The organism is Pararhizobium sp., assembly GCF_965279435.1.
Lineage (GTDB): Bacteria > Pseudomonadota > Alphaproteobacteria > Rhizobiales > Rhizobiaceae > Pararhizobium.
Genome location: NZ_CBDIHY010000003.1, coordinates 2,459,782 through 2,484,379, shown reverse-complemented (window position 1 = coordinate 2,484,379; position 24,598 = coordinate 2,459,782). Strand labels below are relative to the sequence as shown.

Annotated in this window: 26 protein-coding genes and 3 pseudogenes; 12 read left to right on the top strand and 17 right to left on the bottom strand. The window is 59.8% G+C overall.

The genetic code is table 11. The features are described 5' to 3' along the window. The first annotated feature begins 106 nt into the window (after positions 1-106). Complete coding sequence (locus ACQY8Q_RS17595; protein WP_428427748.1) at positions 107-634, top strand: plant virulence effector HPE1-like domain-containing protein; 528 nt, start codon at positions 107-109, stop codon at positions 632-634. A gap of 170 nt (positions 635-804) precedes the next feature. Here ACQY8Q_RS17595 and ACQY8Q_RS17590 read toward each other — a convergent pair. Continuing rightward, a pseudogene (locus tag ACQY8Q_RS17590) lies at positions 805-1,295 on the bottom strand (DUF523 domain-containing protein). A gap of 216 nt (positions 1,296-1,511) precedes the next feature. Between ACQY8Q_RS17590 and ACQY8Q_RS17585 the strand changes: the two are divergent. Next, complete coding sequence (locus tag ACQY8Q_RS17585; RefSeq protein WP_428427747.1) at positions 1,512-1,991, top strand: hypothetical protein; 480 nt, start codon at positions 1,512-1,514, stop codon at positions 1,989-1,991. A gap of 147 nt (positions 1,992-2,138) precedes the next feature. Here the strand turns inward: ACQY8Q_RS17585 and ACQY8Q_RS17580 are convergent. From ACQY8Q_RS17580 to ACQY8Q_RS17550, 7 genes and pseudogenes are all read right to left on the bottom strand, one after another. Continuing rightward, positions 2,139-2,654: pseudogene (locus tag ACQY8Q_RS17580) on the bottom strand (DALR anticodon-binding domain-containing protein); the annotation flags it as partial. A 399-nt stretch (positions 2,655-3,053) separates the two neighbouring features. Then, a pseudogene (glyS, locus tag ACQY8Q_RS17575) lies at positions 3,054-4,652 on the bottom strand (glycine--tRNA ligase subunit beta); the annotation flags it as partial. A 94-nt stretch (positions 4,653-4,746) separates the two neighbouring features. Continuing rightward, positions 4,747-5,046 (bottom strand): HigA family addiction module antitoxin, encoded by a 300-nt coding sequence (locus ACQY8Q_RS17570; RefSeq protein WP_428427746.1) that lies wholly within the window; start codon positions 5,044-5,046, stop codon positions 4,747-4,749. Between the two features lie 17 nt (positions 5,047-5,063). Further along, positions 5,064-5,345, bottom strand: a complete 282-nt coding sequence (locus ACQY8Q_RS17565) for a type II toxin-antitoxin system RelE/ParE family toxin (protein ID WP_428427745.1) — start codon at positions 5,343-5,345, stop codon at positions 5,064-5,066. A 97-nt stretch (positions 5,346-5,442) separates the two neighbouring features. Then, positions 5,443-7,386 carry a DUF2207 domain-containing protein gene (locus ACQY8Q_RS17560; protein WP_428427744.1) on the bottom strand — a complete coding sequence of 648 codons (1,944 nt, stop codon included), beginning with the start codon at positions 7,384-7,386 and terminating at the stop codon, positions 5,443-5,445. A 45-nt stretch (positions 7,387-7,431) separates the two neighbouring features. Beyond that, positions 7,432-8,700, bottom strand: a complete 1,269-nt coding sequence (gene aroA, locus ACQY8Q_RS17555) for a 3-phosphoshikimate 1-carboxyvinyltransferase (RefSeq protein ID WP_428427743.1) — start codon at positions 8,698-8,700, stop codon at positions 7,432-7,434. Between the two features lie 98 nt (positions 8,701-8,798). Further along, complete coding sequence (locus ACQY8Q_RS17550; RefSeq protein WP_428427742.1) at positions 8,799-9,347, bottom strand: LemA family protein; 549 nt, start codon at positions 9,345-9,347, stop codon at positions 8,799-8,801. A 201-nt stretch (positions 9,348-9,548) separates the two neighbouring features. Between ACQY8Q_RS17550 and ACQY8Q_RS17545 the strand changes: the two genes are divergently transcribed. Then, positions 9,549-9,746, top strand: coding sequence for a hypothetical protein (locus ACQY8Q_RS17545; RefSeq protein WP_428427741.1), 198 nt, complete (start codon positions 9,549-9,551; stop codon positions 9,744-9,746). An 82-nt stretch (positions 9,747-9,828) separates the two neighbouring features. Here ACQY8Q_RS17545 and ACQY8Q_RS17540 read toward each other — a convergent pair whose 3' ends face one another. Both ACQY8Q_RS17540 and ACQY8Q_RS17535 read right to left on the bottom strand, forming a co-directional pair. Further along, on the bottom strand, positions 9,829-10,815 hold the full coding sequence (locus tag ACQY8Q_RS17540) for a GGDEF domain-containing protein (protein WP_428427740.1): 987 nt from the start codon (positions 10,813-10,815) through the stop codon (positions 9,829-9,831). Between the two features lie 269 nt (positions 10,816-11,084). Further along, the gene (locus tag ACQY8Q_RS17535) at positions 11,085-12,047 is read right to left on the bottom strand and encodes a glycine--tRNA ligase subunit alpha (RefSeq protein ID WP_428427739.1); all 963 of its coding nucleotides are present in this window, start codon (positions 12,045-12,047) and stop codon (positions 11,085-11,087) included. 167 nt (positions 12,048-12,214) lie between these two features. Between ACQY8Q_RS17535 and ACQY8Q_RS17530 the strand changes: the two genes are divergently transcribed. Both ACQY8Q_RS17530 and ACQY8Q_RS17525 read left to right on the top strand, forming a co-directional pair. Then, entirely contained in the window at positions 12,215-12,475 is a 261-nt protein-coding gene (locus tag ACQY8Q_RS17530) for a hypothetical protein (protein ID WP_428427738.1), read from the top strand. After that, entirely contained in the window at positions 12,432-12,803 is a 372-nt protein-coding gene (locus ACQY8Q_RS17525; protein ID WP_428427737.1) for a type II toxin-antitoxin system RelE/ParE family toxin, read from the top strand. Before ACQY8Q_RS17530 ends, ACQY8Q_RS17525 begins: the two co-directional genes overlap by 44 nt. Before the next feature lie 2 nt (positions 12,804-12,805). On the opposite strand, the gene ACQY8Q_RS17520 is transcribed toward ACQY8Q_RS17525, so the two are convergent. From ACQY8Q_RS17520 to ACQY8Q_RS17505, 4 genes are all read right to left on the bottom strand, one after another. Then, complete coding sequence (locus tag ACQY8Q_RS17520) at positions 12,806-12,994, bottom strand: hypothetical protein (RefSeq protein ID WP_113243126.1); 189 nt, start codon at positions 12,992-12,994, stop codon at positions 12,806-12,808. Positions 12,995-13,021: 27 nt separating this feature from the next. Beyond that, the gene (locus ACQY8Q_RS17515) at positions 13,022-13,888 is read right to left on the bottom strand and encodes a S49 family peptidase (protein ID WP_428427736.1); all 867 of its coding nucleotides are present in this window, start codon (positions 13,886-13,888) and stop codon (positions 13,022-13,024) included. A gap of 94 nt (positions 13,889-13,982) precedes the next feature. Further along, entirely contained in the window at positions 13,983-14,762 is a 780-nt protein-coding gene (locus ACQY8Q_RS17510; protein WP_428427735.1) for a tRNA1(Val) (adenine(37)-N6)-methyltransferase, read from the bottom strand. Beyond that, a complete protein-coding gene (locus ACQY8Q_RS17505; RefSeq protein ID WP_068957401.1) occupies positions 14,759-14,983 on the bottom strand; it encodes a DUF2007 domain-containing protein in 225 nt (74 codons plus the stop codon). Before ACQY8Q_RS17505 ends, ACQY8Q_RS17510 begins: the two co-directional genes overlap by 4 nt. A 109-nt stretch (positions 14,984-15,092) precedes the next feature. On the opposite strand from ACQY8Q_RS17505, the gene ACQY8Q_RS17500 reads away from it, so the two are divergent. The 4 genes from ACQY8Q_RS17500 to moaB all read left to right on the top strand — a co-directional run bounded on the left by ACQY8Q_RS17500 (position 15,093) and on the right by moaB (position 19,683). Further along, entirely contained in the window at positions 15,093-16,109 is a 1,017-nt protein-coding gene (locus ACQY8Q_RS17500) for a polyprenyl synthetase family protein (protein ID WP_428429810.1), read from the top strand. Positions 16,110-16,376: 267 nt separating this feature from the next. Then, positions 16,377-18,209 (top strand): tetratricopeptide repeat protein, encoded by a 1,833-nt coding sequence (locus tag ACQY8Q_RS17495; RefSeq protein WP_428427734.1) that lies wholly within the window; start codon positions 16,377-16,379, stop codon positions 18,207-18,209. Between the two features lie 12 nt (positions 18,210-18,221). After that, a complete protein-coding gene (locus tag ACQY8Q_RS17490; protein ID WP_428427733.1) occupies positions 18,222-19,154 on the top strand; it encodes a 4-(cytidine 5'-diphospho)-2-C-methyl-D-erythritol kinase in 933 nt (310 codons plus the stop codon). Continuing rightward, positions 19,141-19,683, top strand: a complete 543-nt coding sequence (gene moaB / locus ACQY8Q_RS17485) for a molybdenum cofactor biosynthesis protein B (protein WP_428427732.1) — start codon at positions 19,141-19,143, stop codon at positions 19,681-19,683. The genes ACQY8Q_RS17490 and moaB overlap by 14 nt, the downstream gene beginning before the upstream one ends. Positions 19,684-20,003: 320 nt before the next feature. On the opposite strand, the gene ACQY8Q_RS17480 is transcribed toward moaB, so the two are convergent. Beyond that, positions 20,004-20,540 carry a glycosyl transferase gene (locus ACQY8Q_RS17480; protein ID WP_428427731.1) on the bottom strand — a complete coding sequence of 179 codons (537 nt, stop codon included), beginning with the start codon at positions 20,538-20,540 and terminating at the stop codon, positions 20,004-20,006. 231 nt (positions 20,541-20,771) lie between these two features. Between ACQY8Q_RS17480 and ACQY8Q_RS17475 the strand changes: the two genes are divergently transcribed. The 3 genes from ACQY8Q_RS17475 to ACQY8Q_RS17465 all read left to right on the top strand — a co-directional run bounded on the left by ACQY8Q_RS17475 (position 20,772) and on the right by ACQY8Q_RS17465 (position 23,261). Further along, positions 20,772-21,929, top strand: coding sequence for a PA0069 family radical SAM protein (locus ACQY8Q_RS17475; protein WP_428427730.1), 1,158 nt, complete (start codon positions 20,772-20,774; stop codon positions 21,927-21,929). 132 nt (positions 21,930-22,061) lie between these two features. Next, positions 22,062-22,763, top strand: a complete 702-nt coding sequence (locus ACQY8Q_RS17470; protein WP_428427729.1) for a ribonuclease HII — start codon at positions 22,062-22,064, stop codon at positions 22,761-22,763. Positions 22,764-22,949: 186 nt separating this feature from the next. Next, the gene (locus ACQY8Q_RS17465; RefSeq protein ID WP_428427728.1) at positions 22,950-23,261 is read left to right on the top strand and encodes a hypothetical protein; all 312 of its coding nucleotides are present in this window, start codon (positions 22,950-22,952) and stop codon (positions 23,259-23,261) included. A 178-nt stretch (positions 23,262-23,439) separates the two neighbouring features. On the opposite strand, the gene ACQY8Q_RS17460 is transcribed toward ACQY8Q_RS17465, so the two are convergent. Together ACQY8Q_RS17460 and ACQY8Q_RS17455 are read right to left on the bottom strand one after the other, a co-directional pair. Further along, positions 23,440-23,931 (bottom strand): F0F1 ATP synthase subunit B, encoded by a 492-nt coding sequence (locus tag ACQY8Q_RS17460; protein WP_428427727.1) that lies wholly within the window; start codon positions 23,929-23,931, stop codon positions 23,440-23,442. Between the two features lie 10 nt (positions 23,932-23,941). Next, positions 23,942-24,550, bottom strand: coding sequence for a F0F1 ATP synthase subunit B (locus tag ACQY8Q_RS17455; RefSeq protein WP_428427726.1), 609 nt, complete (start codon positions 24,548-24,550; stop codon positions 23,942-23,944). Positions 24,551-24,598: the final 48 nt, after the last annotated feature.

Here is a 24,598-nt window from a genome sequence, read left to right as displayed (position 1 = left end):
AACGTAACGGAGAACGGCTATTTTCCTCTTCTGAATAAGTGCTGCAGCGACCTTTGTGCGTCATGAATGACCTGCGGCGCTGTATCGATCTCAGAGGAGAAAGCTGATGCGCGCCGTTTTGTTGACATTCGCAAGCCTGGTTGCTGCCAGCACAGCCGGCGCGTCTTCACTTGAAAACGTCATCTCCGGAGAAAAAGTCAACAGGAGTATCTCGCAGCTTTCCTGCGGCCAGTGCCCGCCTTTGGTGGTCAAGAAGAAAACCGGCTATATCGTGCCGGACGTCGCCCTCGGGACTGAACGGGTCGAGCTGAAGAAGATCAACGGCGAGATGAAACTGGTTCGCACCGAAGCCTGGCTTGGCGGCTCACCGGTCGTCTTCATCAGCAAGGCGTCGGACGCAGACATCAAGCAGGCGCAGGCCAAGGAGCCACATGAAGCCGACATGGCGAAGGCTGCAACAGTGGACGCGCTGCCAGCGGAAGCCCAGGCAACTGCCACTGTCGAGATCGTCGATATGGCTGCGAAAACGGCTTCGCTTGACGTTGCATCAACGGCTGCAATCACTGCAGTAACGCCACAAGACACTCCGTCACAAGAAGTTGATCTCGAAAACTTCCAACTTCGGCTAAATTGACACGGAACTTCCTGTCCCTGCCCTAACCAGCCGCAGATAGAAGGCTGACCGGGTATTCGCCCTCCAGGCGAAAGATTGCGCCCCTGAGAGAAGCAGGGGCGCAATTTTTTGTTGTGGGGATAGCGTCAATCCGGGACCGCCCATTCTTTTCGGACGCTGCCTCAGCATAGTCAGTGCGCGTCGATCAGCGCCGCCAGTGTTTCGATCTCTTTGTCGGAAAAAACCCGGATACCGTTGGCCCTGAGCAAGGCGGCCGTCACACCCTCGCCCTTGAGGCGGCGGCCGGTAAAACTGCCATCATAGATAAAGCCCGAGCCGCAGGACGGGCTGCCGTCGATCAACAAGGCATAAGAGCAGCCGGTTTCGCGCGCCAGCGCAAGCGCATTTTCGGCGGCTTGGCGAAACAAATCCGTGACATCTCCGCCCTGGCTTTCCAGCACGCGCGCCGCCCCGGATAGGACGTCGGCACCCGCCTTCCCTCCGCGATCTCCGCCGGCAAACGCGGCACCGGCATGCCCGCCGACATTTCCGGACAGATCGTCACCAGCCGCCCCTCCTCGCGCCAGCGGTCAAGGGCCGGATGCAGCAGAGGCTTGGCCTGCCCGTCATAACGGACGGCATGGCCCATGAGGCAGGCGCTGACGAGTATTTTGGCGGTCATGGGTTTGGATAGCGTGGTCGGGGGTGGATTTCCAGAGCCATCGATGCATCGTCAAAGGGCAACGTGACCGCCGTACTGTATACGACGGGATAGTTGTAATGAAATTCGGATGGGCGGGCAAGATTGTTTGCGGCACTATGCAGCCGATGCTGTCAACGGTGGCGATCACAAGATGGCTGTCCTGCAGCTGGAGCGACTTGGGGATGGCGCCTCGATATGGAAACTGAATTTACCCAACTGGCCTTCAGAATGCGCTGCTTCATGGAGCCGATCTGGCTTCGCTGGCATACGGCATGGCGGGCGGTAGACGGAGACGCCATTCCGGATGTGCCCTCCCGATTTACCTGCGGCAGAACAAGCCTGTTCATATGCCGGGTGCTTCAAGCCAAGGGCTATGACGCCGCCTGGGTAAACGGTGTGCCGCGCTGCAAGGAGGACGGCCTGGAACAAGGCCCCTATGGCTTCTGGAACGGGCGGCGATGGGAAAGCCATGCCTGGGTCGAATGTGCCGGCTGGATCATCGATATCACCGCCGATCAGTTTGGTGCACCTCGCGTGATCGTTGTGCCTGCCGATGACCCTCGCTACGGAAAACACCTCCACGACACGGCTCTGTCCACATTCGTGGCGGCCAGGGAGCAGGCGGTTCGGGACATCTGGTCCGAATGGTTGGTGTTTGAACGGCAGGAAGCATGACTATCGACAGCCTGTGCGCGCTTCTTTGATACAACACGCGCCGGAGCGCGAAGGCCTCTATCACGCGACAGACGTCGCGTGACTGGCTTTGGCATGACGGGTGCGGATGATGGCTGGATAACATCCCAGACCTTCAAAAGACCCGCATCATCCCGAAATCTTCGAGAAGTCCGCAACCGTTCCCGTTGCCGCCCGGATCAGGCCAAGCAGAGCGAGGCGATTGGCGCGGACGGCCGGGTCGTCGTCGTTGACGAGGACATCGGCGAAGAACTGATCGACCGGGCCGCGCAGCTTCGACAGTGCCTCCATGGCCGATCGGAAGTCTTCGCCTACGATGGCGGCACTTGCTTCGGTAGAAGCCTGCGTGACGGCGGCATAGAGCGCTTTTTCGGCATCAAGCGTCAGCAGCGCCGGATCGACGTTGGTTGCGACGTGCGTCCCCTTCTTTTCCTCGGCCGCCAGCAGCTGCGTGGCGCGCTTGGTGCCGGCCAGCAGGTTGAGGCCTTCTTCCGAGGTGACAAAGGCGGTCAGCGCTTCGACGCGGCGGGCGACCATCAACAGATCGTCGGCATCCGGCGTCAGCACGGCGTCAATCAGGTCGTGGCGGGCGCCGAGATCGCGCAGATAGACTTTCAGGCGATCCTGGAAGAAGGAGAGCACGTCACGTATATCACCTGTACGTTGTTCCGCTATCTCCAACTGAACAGCATTTGACTTGCCAAGATACTCTTCATAATCTTGTTGATCATCATCCAAGTTTTCTCGGCGCAAGAACTCAAAATTGAGCATTTTTCCGAGCATCATCTGTGTGTAAGAAACAAAATTACCCAGATCAGCGTTTTGGTAATTTAGCAAAAAGTCAGCATTTCGCATCCGACGCTTGAGGCTATCAAGATCAAACCCTCTGCCGAAAACTACTTCCCAAGGAGATTTGTCGATTGAGTCCAAAACCTGATCCACAAATTCAGGGAAGGAAGAGGATTCTGGTCCACCCCCAACATCAAGATTGTAATGCATATCGGAGATGATTTTATAAGGCATTACCTGATGGGCGTTCACCATGGCGGTTTTTATTACGCTTAGCAGCGGCAGCCTGATCTTCCGCTCCAGCATTATACGGATCACACCAAGTGCGGCACGGCGCAGCGCATAGGGGTCCTTGGAGCCCGTCGGCTTCTCGTCGATGGCCCAAAATCCAACGAGTGTGTCCAGCTTGTCGGCGAGCGCGACTGTGATCGCGACCTTGTCATCCGGTACGCGGTCGGAGGGACCGTTCGGCTTCCAGTGGTCCTCGATCGCGGCGGCGACGGAGGCGTCTTCGCCCTGCAGGGCTGCATATTTGCGGCCCATGATGCCCTGAAGCTCCGGGAATTCGCCAACGGCTTCGGTGCGCAGATCCGCCTTGGACAGCACGACGGCGCGATCCACCAGCTTCGGGTCGGCGCCGGTCATCTTGGCCAGTTCGGCAGCCAGCGCGCGGATGCGCTGGACGCGTTCGCCCTGCGTGCCGAGCTTGGCATGGAAGGTGACGTTCAGCGCGTCGAGCTTGGCCATGCGCTGGTCCAGCGGCTTTTTCAGGTCGAGATCGAATTTTGCAGCAGACGCTTCCAGCGTTTCGAGATCCGGCAGGTTGCCCTGGTCGCGGGTCCAGAAGTGCTTCGCATCTGAGAGACGCGCCCGAACAACCTTGCCGTTGCCGTGGACGATTTCCTTGCCGCCGTCCTTCGCCTCGATATTGGCGACGAGAATGAACTTGTTCGACAGGGTCTCCTCGCCGGGGCGGCGCGTGACGAAACACTTCTGGTTGGTCTTGATGGTCAGCCGGATGATTTCCGACGGGATCGCCAGATAATCTTCCTCGAACGAGCCCATCAATACCTGCGGCCATTCGACGAGGCCGCAGACTTCCTCGAGCAGGCCTTCGTCCTCGACCAGTTCAAGGCCATTGGCAAAGGCGATATTGGCAGCATCGGCGGCGATGATCTGCTTGCGGCGCTCGGCATCGAGAATGACCTTGGCCTTTTCGAGCTTCTCGATGTAATCGGCAAAGCGGCGCACGGTGATGGCTTCCGGTGCATGGAAGCGGTGTCCATAGGTGATGTTCGATACGGTGATATCACCGACCGTAAACGGGACAACCTGGGTTTCCTCGTGTTCCGGGCCGAACAGGCAGACGATCGACTGCAGCGGCCGCACCCAGCGCAGCGCGCCCGGCTTGGCGGACGCTGCGCCTGAGCGCATCGGATTGCCCCAGGGGAAATTACGGATGATGCCGGGCATCACCTCGGCGATGATTTCTTCAGCGGGGCGGCCCGGCTTGACGATGTGGGCGACGTAGAAATCGCCCTTCTTCGGATCGCTATGCACATGCGCCTGATCGATCGACGTGAGACCGGCACCGCGCAAAAAGCCTTCGATCGCCTTTTCATTGGCATCGGTGCGCGGGCCCTTGCGGTCTTCGCGCACATCGGCGGAGCGGGTTTTCAGACCGCGAATATCAAGCGTCAGCCGGCGCGGCGTCCAGTATTCCCTGGCACCCTCATAGGTCAGCCCAGCCTCGACCAACGCATCGGTCAACAGCTTCTTCAGATCACCGGCAGCCTTGCGCTGCATACGGGCCGGGATTTCCTCGGAGCGGAGTTCAAGCAGAAGATCGGGCATGGAATGAATGCTTTTCTAAGTGATCGATTGACTGCGGGGGATTTAGCAAGCCCGGCGGCAAAAGTCATCCATTCAATGGCGGAAAACTCAGTGCTCAGGCGGCATCCCGAACCGGGATGCGTTCAATCTCGGCGCGTTTACGTTCTGCTTCGATCTTGAGATCATAACTTACCTGCAGATTCATCCAGAGTTCCGGCGTGGTATCGAAGAATCTCGCAAGGCGCAGGGCAGTGTCCGAGGTTACACCGGTCTTGCCCGTAACGATACGTTCGATGCGGGTCCTTGGAACATTCAGTTGTTTGGCAAGTGTGCCGGCACTCATGTCCAGCGGGTCAAGATAAAGATCTTTCAGAATTTCACCCGGATGGATGGCCGGCAGGCCGATATCACTCATCTGATCAGTCCTTACTCTCAATGATAATCGACGATTTCCACGTCATCGGCGCCGCCGTTCGTCCATTGGAAACAGACACGCCACTGCTGGTTGATGCGGATCGAGTACTGGCCTTCCCGGTCTCCCGACAATTTCTCCAGCCGATTGCCTGGCGGCGAGCGTAAATCCTTCACGTCGGCTGCCGCGTTCAAGAGAACCAGCAATTGCTGCGTCCGGCGAACAAGATCAACCGGAAAACCCTTTTTCACGCTGCCGTCTGCCACGGACGGAGACAGTTTGCCTTTGAAAGAACGGATCACCTCTCATCTCCAGAGCGTATCAAATAATGATACATCGCACGGGGCGCGTCAAGTATCATCACATGATACAAAGGCCTTGGCGCGGGTCAGCTAAAAATTACCACCCGCCTCCGCCGCCGCCGCCTCCGCCGCCGCCGGAAAAGCCGCCGCCGGTGGAGAATCCGGAGGATGAGGAGCTGGGTGGTGGCGGTAGCGAGGAGGACATGGTGCTGGCCATGGAGCCTGCGAACCCGCCCATACGATCACCGAAGGAGCCGGCGGCGAAATTATTGCCGCTGTACCAGGCCGGCTGGTAGGCGGCAGCCCCTGCGGCTGCGGCCAAAAGCCAGCGGTCGAACGTTTCCGACCAGGGTTTTTCGACGCCCAGCGCCACGGCATAGGGCAGGAGCTTTTCGAAATGCTGCGGCGACATCTCCGGCGCGCCGGCCATGTTCATCCGCTCTTTTTCGGCGAGCGTCAGATATTGCCGCAGGCCATCGATACCATCCATCATCTTCGAACCGATCGGCGTCGGCGCGCCCATCAGATGGAAGAACAGCATGTTGACCAGCACGATGCCGCCGACGCCGATCAAAAGCGGCACCTGATGCGCCTCCAGCGCCATGCTGATGACCACGGTTGAAACGCTGAGCGCGGCTGTGACAACAAAAAAGGTCAGGAAGGCGGCGGTAATCAGCGAGCCGATGCGCACAAAAAGGCTGCCGCGCTTGTTGAACAGCCGGCCGATGGCCAGCGAAAACAGCGAGATGACTACCGAGGCAACCACAGGCAAGATCACCAGCGCCACCGTCGCGCCATCGAGAAGGCCGAAGATGAAAATAGCCAGCAGAAACAGCGCTGAGATGGCGATGCCGCCAACCACGTAGCCGGTGTTGGCGTGGTAATATTTGTTGCGGTGTTCTCTTTCCATAGCAATACGGAAATCCGCACCGGCCTTCTGCACCGCCGGGCCATTGTCCTTGTCGATCGTCAGTTCGCCGCCATTGCGCTGCACGGCGGCCAGCACCGTCGCCTCGCCGGTCGGCAGCGACGGCGGCTTTGGCTTGTCCGTGCGGGTAATGACCAGCGAGTTTTTGAAGTCCTTCAGCACGACATAGCCTTCGACCGCAAGATTGAGGGCGGCGGCGGAAAGCGCTGTCCAGCCCTGGCCGGAAAAGCCCTTGTTGTCGATATAATTGACCAGCGCCGGGGAAATTCCGTCCGGGGCATCCCAGCGTGGCACGATGACGCCGCGAGCCGGATCGCGGCCGACCTTCAGCCACATGCGCGAATAATAAAGTGCGGCGATTACGAAGCCCGCGATGGCAAGGATCGGTGGAAGGTGATCGTAAAACCACCAGACCCTTTCCTGCGATACCGAGGGCGGATCGATGCTGCCCTTCGGCATCTTGACGGCGATGGTCAGACCCTCGTTGGCGTCGAGACGGCGCGTGGTGGTGAAAACCAACCGGTCGCCATCCTCCAGCGCGCGGGCATTCTTGTCGGTCGAGCCCTGACTGCCGGTAAAGACATCCAGCGCCTCTGCTTTCACGCCCGCAGGCAAGGTAACCGTGGCGGACGCCTCCTCGATCGGAAATGCCCATTCGTTGCCGGTCACGTTCCAGTAAAGTTCGTCGTGATCGGGAAAGAAGCGGATCTGCCGGGCGGTCTCATAGGTGAACTGGAACGTATGTTCGCCATCGGCCAAAAACACGTCCTTGTCGCCGGTATAGATGCGGATACCGCCGCTGATGCTTTCGGTGCGATACGGTTCTTGCGCACCGTCCCGCTCGACAGAAATGAGCTTGAAATCGACCTTGACGACGCGACCGTCCGCATCGGTGACGGTCAAGGGGAAATCGCGGTAGATGCCGCGCTTGATGCGATCTCCCTCGACATTGGCGGTGATCGTTTCAGTGACGCTGAGCACACCGCTCCTGGCGACGTCGATGGCCGAGCGATAGGCGGTGAAAACCTCCTCTGCCCGCACAGGCCCGCTGACAGTGAGCAGCAGGGTCAGAACAAGGGGGAGCCATCCCAGCGCCGCGAAAACACGTCTCATGCGATCGATCCCTCCCCGGCCCCAACAGCCGAATATGTCTGCCCGTTAAGGCCGGTCGCCTTCAAGCCCGACGCCCAGCGAAGCGAGCTCATCCCAATAGCGCGGATAGGTTTTTGCCACGCAGCCGGGGTCGAGAATGGTGATGCCTTTGATCTTCAGGCCAGCCAGCGCGAAGCTCATGGCAATGCGGTGATCGGCGAATGTATCGATATCGGCCGGCAGCGTCTGGCCGGCAAGCGCCGGATCGGAGGCGACCAGCAGATCGTCGCCCTCCTCGATGGCGAGACCGGGGCGGATGTTCGACAGGCCGGTGGAGAGAGCACGGGTGCGGTCGCATTCCTTCACGCGCAGGTTTTCGATGCCGACGAAACGCACCGGTGTTTCGTTGAAGGCGGCGAGCACGGCAAGGGTCGGAATGGCATCCTGCATCTGCGAGCCATCGATGATCGCCGGCATATGCGGGAACGTGGCGATTACCTCATAGGCTTTCGCATCCGGCTGGGAGAAGGATGCTGCCGCGACGCCGAGATCGATCCGGCCACCGGTCAAGACTTCCGCCGCCCAGAGATAGGTTGCGGCGGATGCATCGGGCTCGATCAGATAGTCGGTGGCGTGATAACCGGTCGGGGCGACCTGCCAGATCGACGGGCTGACCTGGGTGACCTCAGCGCCAAAGGCGCGCATCGCGGCAACCGTCAGATCGATATAGCCGCGCGCGCCGATCTCTTCGCCGGCAAGCTCGATATTGACCGGGTGGGAAGCGCCGGCGGCGGCCATCAGCAGGGCGGACACATATTGGCTGGAAAGGCCGGCATCGATGGTGACGTGATCCTTGGCGAAATCGCCGGTGCCGTTCACTGTGACCGGCGGGCAGCCGGTTTCGGCCTCGACAGTGACGCCGAGCGAGCGCAGCGCTGTTACCAGCGGCGCGATCGGCCGCTTGCGCATATGCTGGTCGCCATCGACCACCACGGTTCCGTCGACAAGAGCCGCAGCAGCCGTCAGAAAGCGCGTCGCGGTGCCGGCATTGCCGAGGAACAGCGGCTTTTCGGGCGGCAGGAGCTTGCCGGATCCGGTAACGATGAATGTCGTGTCGTCCGGCTCGGAAATCTCCACGCCCATGGCGCGCAGGGCATCGGCCATGTAGCGGGTGTCGTCGCTCTTCAGCGCACCGGTCAGGCGGCTGGTGCCCTTGGCAAGGCCGGCCAGAAGCAGCGCCCGGTTGGTGATCGATTTCGAGCCGGGTGGACTGACACGGCCTTCAAGCGGATGGCCGGGCGGAAGGATGGTCAGTTTCTGGTCTGCGGCGTTCATGCTCTTGTCTCTTCATGCCTTCAGCACCGCCTGTCCTTGGCTGTGCGCGCTCTCGATTGTGGATAGCCGTCTACGACGGAATACCGTTTCGGGCTAGATTAAAACTTCACCACCGGAACAGTGCGGTCAGCCTCGTTGGTAATCTCGAAAAAGGCCGCCTTGGTAAATCCGAAGGGGCCAGCGATGAGGTTTGACGGGAAGCTCTCGACCTTGACGTTCAAGTCGCGGGCAGCACCGTTGTAATAGCGGCGAGCCATCTGCACTTCGTTTTCGATGCTTTCCAGCGACTGCTGCAACTCGGAAAAGTTCTGGTTGGCCTTAAGGTCAGGATAGGCTTCGGCCAGGGCAAACAGTTTGCCCAGCGCCTGGCTCAACATGCCTTCTGCCGCTGCGCGTCCGGCCACATCGCCAACCGGCAACGCCTGCGCCTTGTTTCGAAGGGCGACGACCTCTTCCAGCGTGCCCTTTTCATGGGCGGCATAGCCTTTGACGGTCTCTATCAGGTTGGGGATCAGGTCAGCGCGGCGTTTCAGCTGCACGTCGATGCCGGACCACGCCTCCTCCTTCACCTGCCGCGCCTTGACCAGGCCGTTATAGACGAAGATCAGGTAGAGGATCACGACCGCAGCAATGGCCAGAGTAATCATCGGGGTTCCTTCCGCGCTCAATTTTGCCGCAGCTTAAGGATCGAACGCCGCCGTTGAAAGATAAATTTCAACCGCCCGCTTCACCCTGCCGGTTTTCCCGTTTCATCCATACCAGCCTGTTCCGCCGGGAACCGCGCGATGGTGGCGTTTGGCCGATAGTCGGCCATCAGATCAACGCCGAACCCGCAAAGCACCGCCCCCATGAAAACGCTCGCAGCCCTCATCAACGTCATCGCCTTTTCGGCCTTGTTCTTTGCCTATGCGAACATCGGCACCGTTGAAAAACCGGCAGGCGTCCGCCGTGCCTTGCAGACCTATGCCGGCCAGCTGTCGACCGGCGCGTTTCCGGCCCAGAAGCCGGTCTGGCAGGTTGGCGCAGAAGTGAGCGATCTGATTTGAGTATTGTTCTCTGCGCCAGACGTTTAGCCGTGTTCGCCGACATGTCCGCGCATAGAAGCGCCAAAGCTTTCGCACTTCCCTTTTAGGAGCGGCCTAATTTTCCCCATTCTGCCGAGTCTTCGGGCGAAGGGACTGCCTCGAGGATCTGCCCGAAACAGACGACGGCGACGCGCTGTTCGCTGGTCTTGGCGATATACATGTACTCGTCGGCCCTGCGGACGAAGGATGCGACGGTATCGTCCGGCTGCAGGAATGTGACGCCGACAGCCGCGCCGGTATAGGTGACTTTTCCCTCTATCGCGATCGGCTTGAAAACCCGCTCCATCGCATCCTGGACATTCTGCTGCACATCGGCCGCCAGCTTCAGGTCGATATCGAGCAGGACGACGAATTCGTCGCCGCCAATTCTGGCAATGAAATCGGTGGCGCGAAAGCTTTCGCGCAGGCGGCTGGCGATGGTTCTCAAGACCTCGTCGCCGGCAGCATGCCCCAGCTTGTCGTTGACCGTCTTGAAGCCGTTGAGGTCGATGAAGGCCAGCGCGAGCTTGCGGTCATTCGACATGCTGCGCTCGACGGCTTCGACGACGACCTCGTCGAAACAGGCCCGGTTCGGAAGCCCCGACAGGGCGTCGGTGCGGGCTGACGCCCGCAACGCATTCTCGATTTCGCGCTGCTGCCGGACACGCGCCGAGACGTCAACGATAACCTCGACATCGAAGGAGACGCCATCGACCAGGGTCCGCTGCGCCGAAATCAGCGTCGGGATGATCGTGCCATCGGCATAGACGAGATCGACCTCTTCCAGCTCATAGGACCCCACTTCCGCCAGCAGCCGGTGGCGGCGATCCCGGGCCGGATTATCGATCGCAGCACCATCCGACGTCAGTTTCCTGCCCCGAATGTTTTCCCACTTCAGACCCGTCAGCTTCAGATAAGCGTCGTTGACCTTGGCATAGCTCGAGGTTTTGGTATCGCTGGTGGTAATCGCCATCGCAATCGGTGCGAACTCGAACATTCGCATCAACATCGAAGCCAAAACTTCCGGGGGCAGAATATCCTCGTCGTCCATTGCGCGTCCTGAACTCAATCACTTGGACAAAGCTTAGAACAAACTCCTTAAACGGTTACTGAACAACCGGTCAGGCTATAGCAATTGAATTTGCATTCAAAAAGAGAACGCCACAAAATTACTCTTTATGGCTGTAATTTTGTGACAATTCGCCCTGTGACATCGGCTTGGAGCTTTAAAGCCCGCGCGAGCGCACAACCAGAAGCCCGGCTTCCGCCACCCGTCGCGACCGATTTTCTGCAACAAACTAAGTAGACCCGTTATCCGGTTCAGGCAGCATCTTTTGCGAGATTGATACCACCGGCATCCGTCAGCAAAAATGCCTCGCCGCAGGCAATCGCCAACGTACGAACGCGCAAAATGTAGCTTTGGCGCTCGGTCACGGAAATCACGCCGCGTGCATCCAGCAGGTTGAAGACGTGGCTGGCCTTGATGCATTGATCATAGGCCGGGAAGACGCATTTGTGCAGGATCGCATTGGCGCCGGTATCGGGCGCACCGGCCGCCAGAAGCGCCACGCATTCCTTTTCGGCATCAACGAAATGCTGCTGCAGCATCGCCGTGTTGGCATATTCGAAATTATGCCGCGAATACTCCTGCTCTGCCTGCAGGAAGACATCGCCATAGCTGATCTTCTCGTCGCCCTCGCGGCCGTTGAAGTTCAGGTCATAGACGTTATCGACACCCTGAACATACATGGCGAGGCGTTCAAGACCGTAGGTCAGTTCGCCGGAGACAGGCGAGCATTCGATGCCGCAGACCTGCTGGAAATAGGTGAACTGCGAGACTTCCATGCCATCGCACCAGCATTCCCAGCCGAGCCCCCAGGCGCCCAGCGTCGGGCTTGCCCAGTCATCCTCGACAAAGCGGATATCGTGCAGCAGCGGATCGAGACCGATGGCCGCCAGCGAACCGAGGTAAAGCTCCTGCAGGTTCGGCGGATTGGGCTTCAGGATGACCTGGTACTGGTAATAGTGCTGCAACCGGTTGGGGTTTTCGCCGTAACGCCCATCGGACGGGCGGCGTGACGGCTGCACATAAGCTGCCCGCCAGGGCTTGGGGCCAAGCGCGCGCAATGTTGTTGCCGGATGAAAGGTGCCGGCGCCGACTTCCATGTCGTAAGGCTGCAGAACCGCGCATCCCTTGTCCGCCCAGTAGGCGTGCAGCGTCAGGATCAGCGCCTGAAAGGAGCGCTTGGGGTTCATATGGTCCGGGAGAGCGGCGGCGGTCATGGCATCAGTCCAGGTTGAAGGTATATGGCTGTCTGGTGCCATGATGGGCGAAGAGGGTCAAGGGGCGTGCCGGATTGGCGAAACAGAAGTATCTTCGTGCGCGCGCTGTCGCGTTGCAGGCAATTCGCCCCATGTGGTAAGGTTATGCGGAAACAAGGGATTGGCACATGACCGTCAAGATCGCGATTGAACTAGACGACACCCACCGCGAATTTGCGGAGAAAATGGTGGCGGATGGGATTTATCCATCCGTTTCCAGCGTCATTCAGGCCGGGATCGAGCAGATGATGCACAATGACGCCGATCCACTGGCTGGAATGGCGGACGAGATCCGGAGACGAATGGAACTGCCGAAGGATCAGTGGATCTCGATGCAGGACGATAATGTCTTCGATCGTGTTCGCGCTCGTTTGGCGGCGAGAAAATAGCGGCCTCGTTGTGGTTTATGAGATCAAATACCATTCTGAAATCGAACACGACCTGTTCGATATTTTCCTGCTCATAGAAGGCTATGCGGGCGCGCATATCGCACACACCAAGCTAAAGGAATTTGAAAAGGTCTTTGATAATCTCGCAGACTTTCCACACATTGGTTCGACACGAAATGACTTGCGATCCGGTCTACGCGCGATTCCGGCCGGCGAAAAAGGTGTGGTTTGTTTCACCGTCGATGACCGCGATCAAAGCGTCTTCATCATCTGCGTCAGCTATGCAGGCGCCGATTGGATGGCGCGAATAAAAGAGCGCGAAGAATAACATCACTCCGGCTTCTTCAGCCGGTACTCCCCCGTCACCGGATCCTTGACCAGCGTACCTTGCGTGCCGGTTTCCTGCTGGCGGCGGGTTTCCTGCTGGCGTCGGCTCAGTTTTTCGGCGTCGGCCACGAATTTGCGATAGCCCACCCAGGCGATGGCTGCAAACACCAGCAGTAGAATCAATTGCGGCATGCGCCCTCCCCCATTTCCGTCAGACTATCAAAGCCCGAAGCGGCCCCATAATGCCTTTTCCTCTGCCACCTCGGCAAGGCCCGAAACGGCGGAGACCGCAAAACGCTCGGCTATGCCGCTGGCCATCGACGCGCCTGGCTGGCGGCGGCCGAACAGGCCGCGCGAGGCGGAAACCAGCTGCAGCTGGGTCTTTGCGCCGAACCGCTTCTTCAACTCGCCGCGCATGTCGCCGAGGCTATCGACCAGCCCAAGTTCCTGACCACGCTTGCCAGTCCAGAACAGACCGGAAAAAATGTCGGGCGTATCGGCCAAAAGATGACCGCGCCGCGCCTTGACCATACCGATGAAGATGTCGTGGATTTCGAGCTGCAGCCCCTTGAGGAACTCGATATCCTTCTCCTTTTCCGGTTGGAACGGATCAAGCATCACCTTGTTGGAGCCGGCGGTATAGACACGACGCTCGACGCCGATCTTCTTCAACAACTCCGGAAAACCGAAGCCGCCGGACACGACGCCGATGGAACCGACAATCGAGGTCGGGTCAGCAATGATCTCGTCACCCGCCAGCGCGATCATGTAGCCGCCGGAAGCCGCGACATCCTCGACGAAGATGATGACACGCTTCTTCTTGTCCTCCGCCAGATCGCGGATGCGTTGATAGATCATTCGCGACTGGACGGGAGAGCCGCCGGGAGAATTGATCGAGATGGCAACGGCTGGGGCGTCCTTCATCGAGAAGGCTTTTTCAAGCACCGGCGCAACCGTCGCCAGATTGAGCGCCGGGCGAAACTGGCTGCCGCCTGCCATGATCGCGCCATGCAAGCGGACAACCGGAATCGTCACGCCGTCCTTGCGAAAACGCTTCGGCAACAGTTTCCTGAACAGTCCGGCCATCTGAACTCCCTGCATTCATTGTACGTATTGGCAATCATTATGCGTGTTGGCATGTATGCATTGGCGCGGCAAACACAATGGCACATCATCAAAATCATCGATTGCGATGGTAGGCGGTACGGCCGTTGTTCATGTCATCGACAGCAGTTACAAACTTGTGCGTCTCTGCCTCATGCACGATCAGTGGCGCCCGCAGCGTCAGCCGCGCCCGGCTCTGCTTGATTGCCGTGACCAGGATGCGCACGGCATTTTCCCCGGCGCGCGGGTGCAAGGGCGTGATCTCGATGCCGCCGAAACGGCGGCCGCAGGCGGAGATGATCTCGGCAATCGATTCCGGCCGGGCGATCAATGACAGTTGTCCGCTGGGCCGTGCGATAGCGCAGGCCATCTTGATCCAGGTGTCGAACAGGCCATCGGTCATCGCATGCGCCTCGGCCTTCAGTGCATCCGGCGTCTTGCGGTCCGAGGCATCGTTGAAGGGTGGGTTCATGATGACGTGATCGAAACTGTTGTCGGCAAGACCGGCTGCAACCCTTGCCCGGCCGGTCAGCGATACGTCGGCTTCGAGAACGGATATCCGGCTGCCAAAACGGGCATTTTCCGCAAGTGCCAGACTTCGCCTGGCAAAATCCGCCATCAACGGCGACCGCTCGACCAGGAGCACTTCGGCATTGTCCAGCCGCGAGGCAACGGCGAAGCCGGCGGCACCGGCACCGGCACCGAGATCGGCGACACGGCAGGGTTTTGCCGAAGCGACCAGCGAGGCCAGCAGCATCGCATCCATGCCGGAGCGATGCCCCTGCCCCAAGGGCTGGATCACCTGAAATTGACCGCGGTGAAAGCTGTCGATGGTTTCGGCCGCCGCTGTGGTCATGCGTCTCGCAATTCCGCCTCGAGCCCGGCATCGATCAGCACCTGCCGTGCCTCGTCGGCATCGTCCTCATCGACCAGAAAACGGCGGGGCAAAAGGCCGAGCGACCCTTCAAGTATGCTCATGCCCTGATCTGCAATGAAGCAGCCGATGCCGGCATCCTTCATCAGACTTTCGGCAAACGAGAGCACGACAGCGTCGTTGGTACGGATCAATTCCTTCATTCCGGGTCGTTTTCCTGCCTTATTCGAGCAAGCGGGACAATTCGCCTCTTGCCGCCACAAGCCCCCCTTTCTATTGTCCGAACTGGAGTTTGAACAGGAGTCGCTTGTGTTGGGCGTAGTGATACCGCTGGAAGACAGCAAAAACAAACAGGCATCGGTCAAGCCGCTCGTCGATCTGACGAAGGCGGACATGGAGCGCGTCAACCAGCTGATCCTGTCCAAGGCCGGATCCGACGTCCAGATGATCCCGGAGGTGGCCAACCACCTGATCTCATCCGGCGGCAAGCGCCTGCGCCCGATGCTGACGCTGGCGTCTGCCGCCATGTTCGGCTTTACCGGCGATGCGCATATCAAGCTTGCGACTGCGGTCGAGTTCATGCACACGGCCACGCTTCTGCATGACGACGTGGTCGACGAGAGCGACCTGCGGCGCGGCAAATCGACGGCACGGATGATCTGGGGCAACCAGGCCAGTGTTTTGGTCGGCGACTTCCTGCTTGGCCAGGCATTCCGCATGATGGTCGATGTCGGGTCGCTCGACGCGCTCGACGTGCTGTCCACAGCCGCGTCCGTGATTGCCGAAGGCGAAGTGCTGCAACTGTCCGTCGCCAAGAACATGGAAACGACGGAGGACGACTATCTGTCCGTCATCCGCGCCAAGACAGCCGCCCTGTTTGCAGCCGCGTCCGAAGTCGGCCCGATCGTCGCCAAGACCGACAAGGCCAGCCGCAACGCGCTGAAATCCTACGGCATGAATCTGGGCCTTGCCTTCCAGCTGGTCGACGATGTGCTTGACTACGGTGGCAAGGCTGCCGATCTCGGCAAGAATACCGGCGACGATTTCCGCGAAGGCAAGATCACCCTGCCCGTCATTCTGTCCTATCGCCGCGGCACGGCCGAGGAGCGCAGCTTCTGGCGGCAGGCCATCGAAGGCGGTGAGAGCAGCGACCAGAACCTGGAAAAAGCGCTTGGCCTGATCACCCGTTACGGCGGCCTGACCGACACCATCGCCCGGGCCCAGCATTACGGCACGATTGCCCGCGATGCGTTGGCGCCGTTGCCGGAATCGCCCTGGAAGGACGCCCTTCTCGAGGTCATCGATTTCTGCATCGACCGGGTCAGCTGACCCGCCATTGCAAGGATCGGCTGTGCCTTCGAGTAATTTCTTGCCGCAATGCGCCAAAAAAGCCATTCTATTCATTCATGTTCCGGCTGCCGTCGGGCGGTGCTCGCGATCGAGTGAGCAGAAGTTGACGGCGGTATATCGAATTGCGTTTTGCCTTGCGTTCAAACCGATTCCGGTTTGCCGGGTTATGCGTTATTGATTTGAGACTGATTCCGCGCGAATCCGGTGTCGGCGCCAAGGGGTGCCGCTCGTAACGAAAGGCTTGTCATGCGGCAAAAACACCTTCTTCGCCTGCTCAGCGGCGCTGCCTTCCTGGCCCTGGCGTCGTTTTCCGGCGTGGCCCCGAGCTTTGCCGAGGAAGCCAAGCCAGCGGTGGAAGAAAACAAGCCCTTCGATCTGAATTCGGTCAACAGCTTCTCCGGCGCGTTTCTCGCAGCCCGTACGGCCGATGTCGATCACGATCTCGACACGGCGACCAAGCTCTACCGCACCGCGCTGGAATTCGAACCGGACAATGTCGACGTCAAGCAACGCCTGATGATCACCTCGCTGATGAACGGCGACTTCGACGGCGGCGCCAAGATTGCCGAAGAGTTGAAGACCGACAGCTCCGTCGAACGTATCACCACGATCACCCGCGCTGTCGAGGCCATCCGCAAGCGCGAATACCGCAACGCGCAGAAAATCCTCAATTACCAAGGCCCGAACGATCTTGACCGGCTGATGAACGGCCTGTTGCTCGGCTGGGCAAAGGCTGGCGAAGGCAAGCCGAAGGATGCCATCGCCGAGATTCAGGCGATGGAAGGGCCAGAATGGTTCCGCATCTTCAAGTCCTACCACCAGGGTGCCATTGCGCTGGCCGCCGGCGACAAGTCCACCGCCCGCTCGAAGCTGAACGACGCCGTTCTCGACCGCGAAGGTGGCGCCGCTGCCCCCGACACCTTCATGCGCGCCGTCGTTGCGCTGGCAAAGCTTGAGGCCCGCGACGGCAACAAGCAGAAGGCGCTCGACGCGGTTTCCGTCGGTGAAGGTTTCATCAGCAATTACGCACCGCTGAAAGCGCTGCGCACCAGCATTGAAGAGGGCAAGCCGCAGGAACAGCAGGTCCGTAGCGCCACACAAGGCGCTGCTGCCGTTCTGTTTTCGATCGGCGCAGCGCTCAACCGCGACGGTGCGGAAGACATCGTCTCGCTCTATCTGCAGACCGCCCGGGCACTGGATCCGGAAAGCGCCGATATTCTCGTCATGCTCGGCGGTATCGCCGAAAATCTGAAAAAACCTGAGCGGGCCATCGCGCTCTACAAGAGCGTGCCGGAAAATTCGCCGATGCGGCGCCTGTCGGAAATGCAGCTCGGTCTCAGCCTTGCCTCGATCGGCAAGGTCGATGAAGCCAAGCAGCACCTGAAGGAACTGATCACGCTCGATCCGAAGGACGTGCGCAGCTACCTTGCCTATGGCAGCGTGCTGTCGGACGCCAAGGACTACAAGGAAATGGGTCTGGTCTACGACCGCGCCGTCGAAGCCATCGGCCCGGTTCCGCAGCGCAGCGACTGGACGATCTTCTTCCAGCGTGGCATTGCCTATGAGCGCCAGAAAATGTGGGACAAGGCAGAGCCGAGCTTCAAGAAGGCGCTGGACCTCAACCCCGACCAGCCGCAGGTGCTGAACTATCTCGGCTATTCCTGGGTCGATATGAACATCAACCTCGAACAAGGCCTCGGTATGATCCGCAAGGCCGTCGATCTGAAGCCGGATGACGGTTACATCGTCGATTCGCTCGGCTGGGCCTATTTCCGGATGGGCCGTTTCGATGACGCCGTTGGCGAATTGGAGCGCGCCGTCGAACTGATGGCCGGTGATGCCACCATCAACGATCATCTCGGCGATGCCTATTGGCGCGTCGGCCGCAAGCTGGAAGCTGTGTTCCAGTGGAACCAGACGCTGGCGCTGAAGCCCGAGGAAGCGGAAATTCCGAAGATCAAGGCAAAGATCGAAAGCGGCCTGCCGCCGGTTGAAGTCAGGGTTCCGGCTGCCGCAGAAGCCGGTGACACCCAGCCGAAGAAGGTGGCGCCGGACGTTGCTGCCGGCAAGAAATCCTGATCCTGCCTGTCCATGGCACATGAGGATGGTATTTTGGGTTTTTCGCTGACGCGGATCGCGCCGGCGAAGATCAATCTGGCCTTGCATGTCGTTGGCCAGCGCGCTGACGGCTATCATCTACTCGAAAGTCTCGTGACCTTTGCCGATGCGGGAGACCGCATCGGCTTTTCCCCTTCCAATGAAGACCGCTTCACCCTCTCCGGCCGCTTTTCCGTTGATCTGCCACTTACGGGCGATGCTATCGCAGGGAACCTGGTGCTGAAGGTACGTGACCTGTTGCGCGCGCATCTGCGCGAAAAGGGCATCGAGGCCGCACCGGTCCATCTCCATCTCGAAAAAAACCTGCCGGTCGCCTCCGGCATCGGCGGCGGCTCGGCGGATGCCGCCGCAGCGCTTCTCGGGCTGCTGGGTTTGTGGGGCGCTTCCATCGATTCCGAGGACCTGCAGGAAATCGCGCTAAAACTGGGTGCCGACGTGCCGATGTGCCTTTATGGCCAGCCGCTGATCGCCCGAGGCATCGGGGAAGACATCCGGACGGTGAGTGGTTTTCCGTCTTTTCCGATGCTGATCGTCAATCCGCTGAAAGCGGTGTCGACACCGGTGATTTTCAAACTGTTGAGGGACAAGACCAAGCCACCGCTGCTGATGCCTCCGGGCAAGCCATCGCGTGACGGCTGGATCGATGTGCTGAAAGGCCTGCGCAACGATCTGGAGCCGCCTGCCCGCGAACTTGAGCCAGACATCGCAGCAGTCTCCAAGGCTCTTGGTCTGACGGACGCTGTGTTCGTGCGGATGTCCGGATCGGGTGCTTCCTGCTTTGGCCTTTATGGGAACGCCGAGACACGTGACGCGGCTGCTACCGTTCTTTCACGGCAGCATCCGAACTGGTACGTTCTGGCCTGCAACAGTGTCCATGGAGAGGAAGATCGCGATGACCGAGACTAAGGAACCGAGACCCTTCGTTCCGGTTGGCATCGCGGTGCTGACGGTTTCCGATACCCGCACGCTCGCCGACGACCGCTCCGGCGATACGCTGGCCGCCCGCATCACCGATGCCGGACACAGGCTTGAGGCCCGTGCCATCGTACCGGACGACGCGCAAAGAATTGCGGCACAGGTGAAGGCCTGGACGCTTACCGACACGATTGACGTGGTGATCACCACCGGCGGCACGGGCTTTACCGGACGCGACGTGACACCCGAGGCGCTGGAGCCTTTGTTTGAAAAGCGCATGGACGGCTTTTCCGAGGTCTTCCACCGGATTTCCTACGACAAGATCGGCACCTCGACGATCCAGTCGCGCGCCACCGGTGGCGTTGCCAATGCCACCTTCATCTTCGTGCTGCCGGGATCACCCGGTGCCTGCAAGGACGCCTGGGACGGCATCCTGAAGCAGCAGCTCGACTACCGGCACATGCCCTGCAACTTCGTCGAGATCATGCCGAGGCTGGACGAGCACCTGAAGCGCGGCTGACCCTTTCCGTTTGCGGGAACCCCAATTCTTCCTGTTCCATTCGTAACAGCGCGCCACGATGCAGCATTGTAGAACTGTGCTCATCGGGAGACGGAATGAGGCGGACGGAATGGCAAGCTGACCTACCGATGGCACGTCCGGTTCCCCATCCAGATCACGACCGACAGCATGAACGCGGCGGATTTCATGTGCTGAAAACCGCCACGCAAAGCGATACGACGCGGTGGCTGGGTTCACGCGGCAAGCCATTTTCACGGTCGATTTTTCAATGAAGACAGGGCAGGTCCGAAAGGGCCTGCTCTTTTTATGGTGAGTTTCGGCTAAAGGTTTTCCGCACCCGGACGGTTGGCGATCGCAACCCAGGCCGGCACGAGTTCGCTTCCAAGCTTGCGCACGGCTCGCCCGTTGGCGAAATCGCCAAGCAGCATGGAGGATTTGGCAATCACTGCTGCCTGCTGCTTCGACAGCAGCAAGCCCAACTCAAGTGGTGCGGGCCGGTTAACGATGCGCTGCAGGAATGGCCGGCGATACTGCCGGGAGGGCGAAAAGCGCGCCGGCATCTTGTTCAGCGACATATATTCCGCCACGTCGTCGATCCAGCGTCCCACCGGCCGCGCGCCAGCTTCAAGCAGGAGCAGCCAGTCGCCCCGCGCTGACCGGACGATATCCGTCATATCCCAGCTCGTGCAGAAACGCGCACCGGCGGCGTCTGCCACCCGGCTCGACCCATCCTGCGAGGCATGATCGAGAACGATCACATCGCTCACCAGACCTTCTACGGCACCCGACACCAGCGCCGACAGCGTCTGCGCCAGTTCAGCCTCATTGTCGCGGGTTTCGATGATAATCGTCAGCATCGCCGTCCATACCGCATTGCACACAGAATTTCCATAAGCCCATCGTTGCCGGCCGATTAACTTTTCATTCATGATGAATGCCCGAACGCCCGGAGCATGAAATTGCCTTTGGCAGAACGGCACCAAAAGCCCGCCCTTGATTTTTGTTCTTGCATTGTTCTCTTTTTCACGATAGGAAAATAATCAGAGGATGTCGGAACGTCCGCAAGGATTTGTCCCCCGGAGAAACCCATGAACGAGCTGTCTCAGATCAGGCGGGGTGCTTTGGCGCCTGCCAATACGGCAGATATGGCCGAAGCGATGATTGCCAGCTCCGGCTTGCGCATCGAGATCGACCGGCGGCGTGGCCGGGGTGCTGCCATCAATTCGTCCGGGCGGTTCGAGCCGGTGTCGCGGCAACTCGAGGATGACGGCTGGGATTCGCTGGAGGATCTGCCGGTCTTCAAGACCGAGGTTCAGATCGAAAAGCCCCGCTCGATCATCAGCCGCAACGATTCACCCGACATTCCCTTCGATCGCTCCGTCAATCCTTACCGGGGATGCGAGCATGGCTGCATCTATTGCTTCGCCCGCCCGACCCACGCCTATATGGGCCTGTCGCCGGGGCTCGATTTCGAGGCAAAGCTGTTTGCCAAGCCGGACGCTGCAAAGCTTCTGGAGCGCGAACTGGCCAAGCCCGGCTACAAAGTCCGCCCGATCGCCATCGGCACCAACACCGACCCTTACCAGCCGATCGAGAAGGAATGGCGGATCATGCGCCAGATCCTCGAAGTGCTGAAAGCCGCCGATCATCCGGTGATGATCGTCACCAAATCGGCGATGGTGATGCGCGATATCGATATCCTGGCGCCGATGGCAGAGAAGGGCCTGGCCAAGGTCGGCCTGTCGGTGACAACGCTCGACCGCAAGCTCGCCCGGCTGATGGAACCACGGGCCTCGACGCCATCCAAACGGCTGGAAGCCATCAAGGCGCTGAAGGAGGCCGGCATTCCCTCAACCGTGATGATGGCGCCGGTCATTCCCGCCCTCAACGACCACGAGATCGAACGGGTGCTGGATGCCGGCAAGACCGCCGGGGCTTCGCATGCGAGCTACGTACTGCTGCGCCTGCCGATCGAAGTCAGCCCGCTGTTTCGCGACTGGCTCCTGCGCAACTATCCGGATCGCTACCGCCACGTCATGTCGCTGGTCCGCTCGATGCGCGGCGGCAAGGATTACGATGCCGAGTTCGGCAAGCGGATGAAGGGTGCCGGTCCCTATGCCTGGCAGATCGGCCGCCGTTTCGAGCTCGCCGCCAAGCGGCTGGAACTGAATGTCGCGAGGCGACCGCTGAACTGCGATCTGTTCGTCCCGCCTCTCGGGACCGGCGTCCAGCTGTCATTGCTCTAACGGGGCGCTCCAGGGTTTTTTCGGGATCACTCCCGGATATCGCAATACCGATGCTGTTTCTTGCCCCGATGCAGCAGCGGTCATCCTCCGGCAACCGCCTCATTGCCGAAGGACTTGCAGGGAATCGGGCATGTGTGCGAGTTTCGCCGCATGTCACGACGCACACAGCCCGATTCCCCCTTTCTTTTCGACACCATTGAAGGTCCCGACTTCAGCTTCGAGCTGGCCGGGCGCCGCGATGGGCTCTGGCCGGTCGCAGGCACCGATGAGGCCGGACGCGGTCCCTTGGCGGGACCTGTCGTTGCCGCTGCCGTCATCCTTGACCCGGACAATATTCCGGACGGGCTGAACGACAGCAAGCAGCTGTCGATCGCCCGCCGCGAGGAATTGTTCGATCTCATCCTGTCGTCATCCATCGTCTCCATCGCGTCGTCCGGAGCAGGCAGGATCGACGACACGGATATCCGCAAGGCAAGCCTCGACGCGATGCGGCGGGCAGTCTTTGGCCTTTCTGTGGCTCCGGCTCTGGTGCTGGCGGATGGCCGCGACATACCGCCCGGACTTGCCTGCATGGGCAAGGCTGTGGTCAAGGGCGACGCCCGGTCATTATCGATCGCAGCCGCCTCGATCATTGCCAAGGTGGCGCGTGACCGGATGATGACCCGTGCGGACCTGGTTTTCCCGGCCTACGGCTTTGCCACACATGCCGGTTACGCCACTCAGCGCCACCGCACCGCCATCGGCGACCACGGCCCCTGCCCGCTGCACCGCATGAGTTTCAGGCCATTGCGGCAGGACGGCGCTGAAATGCCGGATGAGGAGCTGCCGGCCTGAAACCGGGACTGCGCTGCTTTGGAACAACACCGCGTATACTGCGTTTAATACACCGGTCATTGACATCAAAAGACACAGCTGCGGTTTTTCTTGTGTGCGGCGTGCCCCGGGTAACAAACAACCAAGCGGACGGGCTATAGAATCAAAAACAATATACACCCGCGATTCCCGTGAAAGGTTCGAACCGTGTTTTTTGGGCTGATTTTCATCGCTGCCACGACAGTCGCCAGCATCCCTGCTGCGCCGGAGCCGACTGCGGATGCCATGCAGTCGGATCTGCAGACCGCCTATAGCTGCAAGGATATCGACGGCCGCAAGGTGTGGAAGGGCGGACTTGCCTATTACATCCAGTCCTTCGTTTACGACGACGAGACAGCGGATGATGCAGGCAATATGGCGACCGACGCTGTCCTGCCGCAGGACAACACTGTCGAGACGATGCAGGAATTCGAGCAGGCCTGCCTGACAATGGCGCCGACTGCCAGCACGAACAATTAAACCCGTTCCATCCTTAAACTTTGGTCGGCCGGCTCAAGGCTTCTTTGGCGGGCTTGACGATGGCAGTTGCGCGTTCACCCCGCATCACGACTTACGCACCCCACCGATACACACAAAAAGACAGACACAAAAAAGGCCGGCGCGAGCCAGCCTTTTCAAATCTTTATAATGCAGTCGATCAGTTCAACCGGGTCTTCACGTCGCTGATCGCCTTGGCGAACAGGGCTGCCTGGGTGGCTGCATCCGACTTTGCCGTGATGACGCTTTCGGCGGCAGCAATTGCGATATCGACGGCAGTGGCACGAACCGAATTGATGGCATCGGTTTCGGCCTGCTTGATCTTCTGTTCCGACAGAGCCGTGCGGCGAGCGACGAATTCGTCGGTCTTCTGCTTGGCTTCGGCTGTCAGCATTTCAGCTTCGCGTTCAGCAGCGGCAACGATGTTGGCGGCTTCTGCTTCGGCTTCCTTGCGCTTTCGCTGATATTCGACGAGCAGAGCCTGGGCTTCGGCGCGCAGGCGCTTGGCTTCGGCCAGTTCGTTGGTGATGCGGCCAGCACGCTCATCGAGCGATTTTGCCAGCATGCCCGGAACCTTGAGGTACACGATGAGAGCGAGGAAAAGCACCAAGCCGACTGTGGCCCAGAATGTGGCCAGTGAGGTCAAATCCATGATGCTCTCCTTACTTCGCCGATGCTTTGACCGCGGATGCGATCTCGGCCTTCGATACCTTGCCGCCGATCAACTGCTCGACAACGGCGGTCGCAGTTTCCTCGGCGATCGCGCCAACGTCGGCCAGAGCCTTCGTCTTGATATCGGCGATACGGGCTTCGGCAGCGGAAATCTTGTTGTTCAGGCTGACTTCGACCGCAGTGCGATCGGCAGTTGCCTTTGCCTTTGCAGCTTCGCGCGCAGTCGATGCGATCGCGTTGCCCTTGGCCTTGGCGGCAGCCAGTTCCTGCTCGTAGGCAGCAATGGCAGCATCTGCCTCTGCTTTTGAACGGGCCGCATCGTCGAGGTCGCGTGCGATCGTGTCGTTACGCGTTTCGAGAATGCCACCGATGCGCGGCATGACGACCTTCGACATCAGAAGGTAGAAAAGACCGAAGGTAATCGCCAGCCAGAGAAGCTGCGATGCAAATGTCGAAGTATCGAAGGGCGGGAACACTCCCGAGCCATGTCCGCCTTCTTGGGCTACACCGGTTTCGGTGTGGACCTCGCCGGCAGCGGCGTCGTGGGTCACTGCGCCTTCGATGGTGGTTGACTGGGCATATGCCGCGGTCACAAACATGCTCACCTCCAGGTGCACTCAGAAAGGATGCGGGCCGCGACTTTGAAA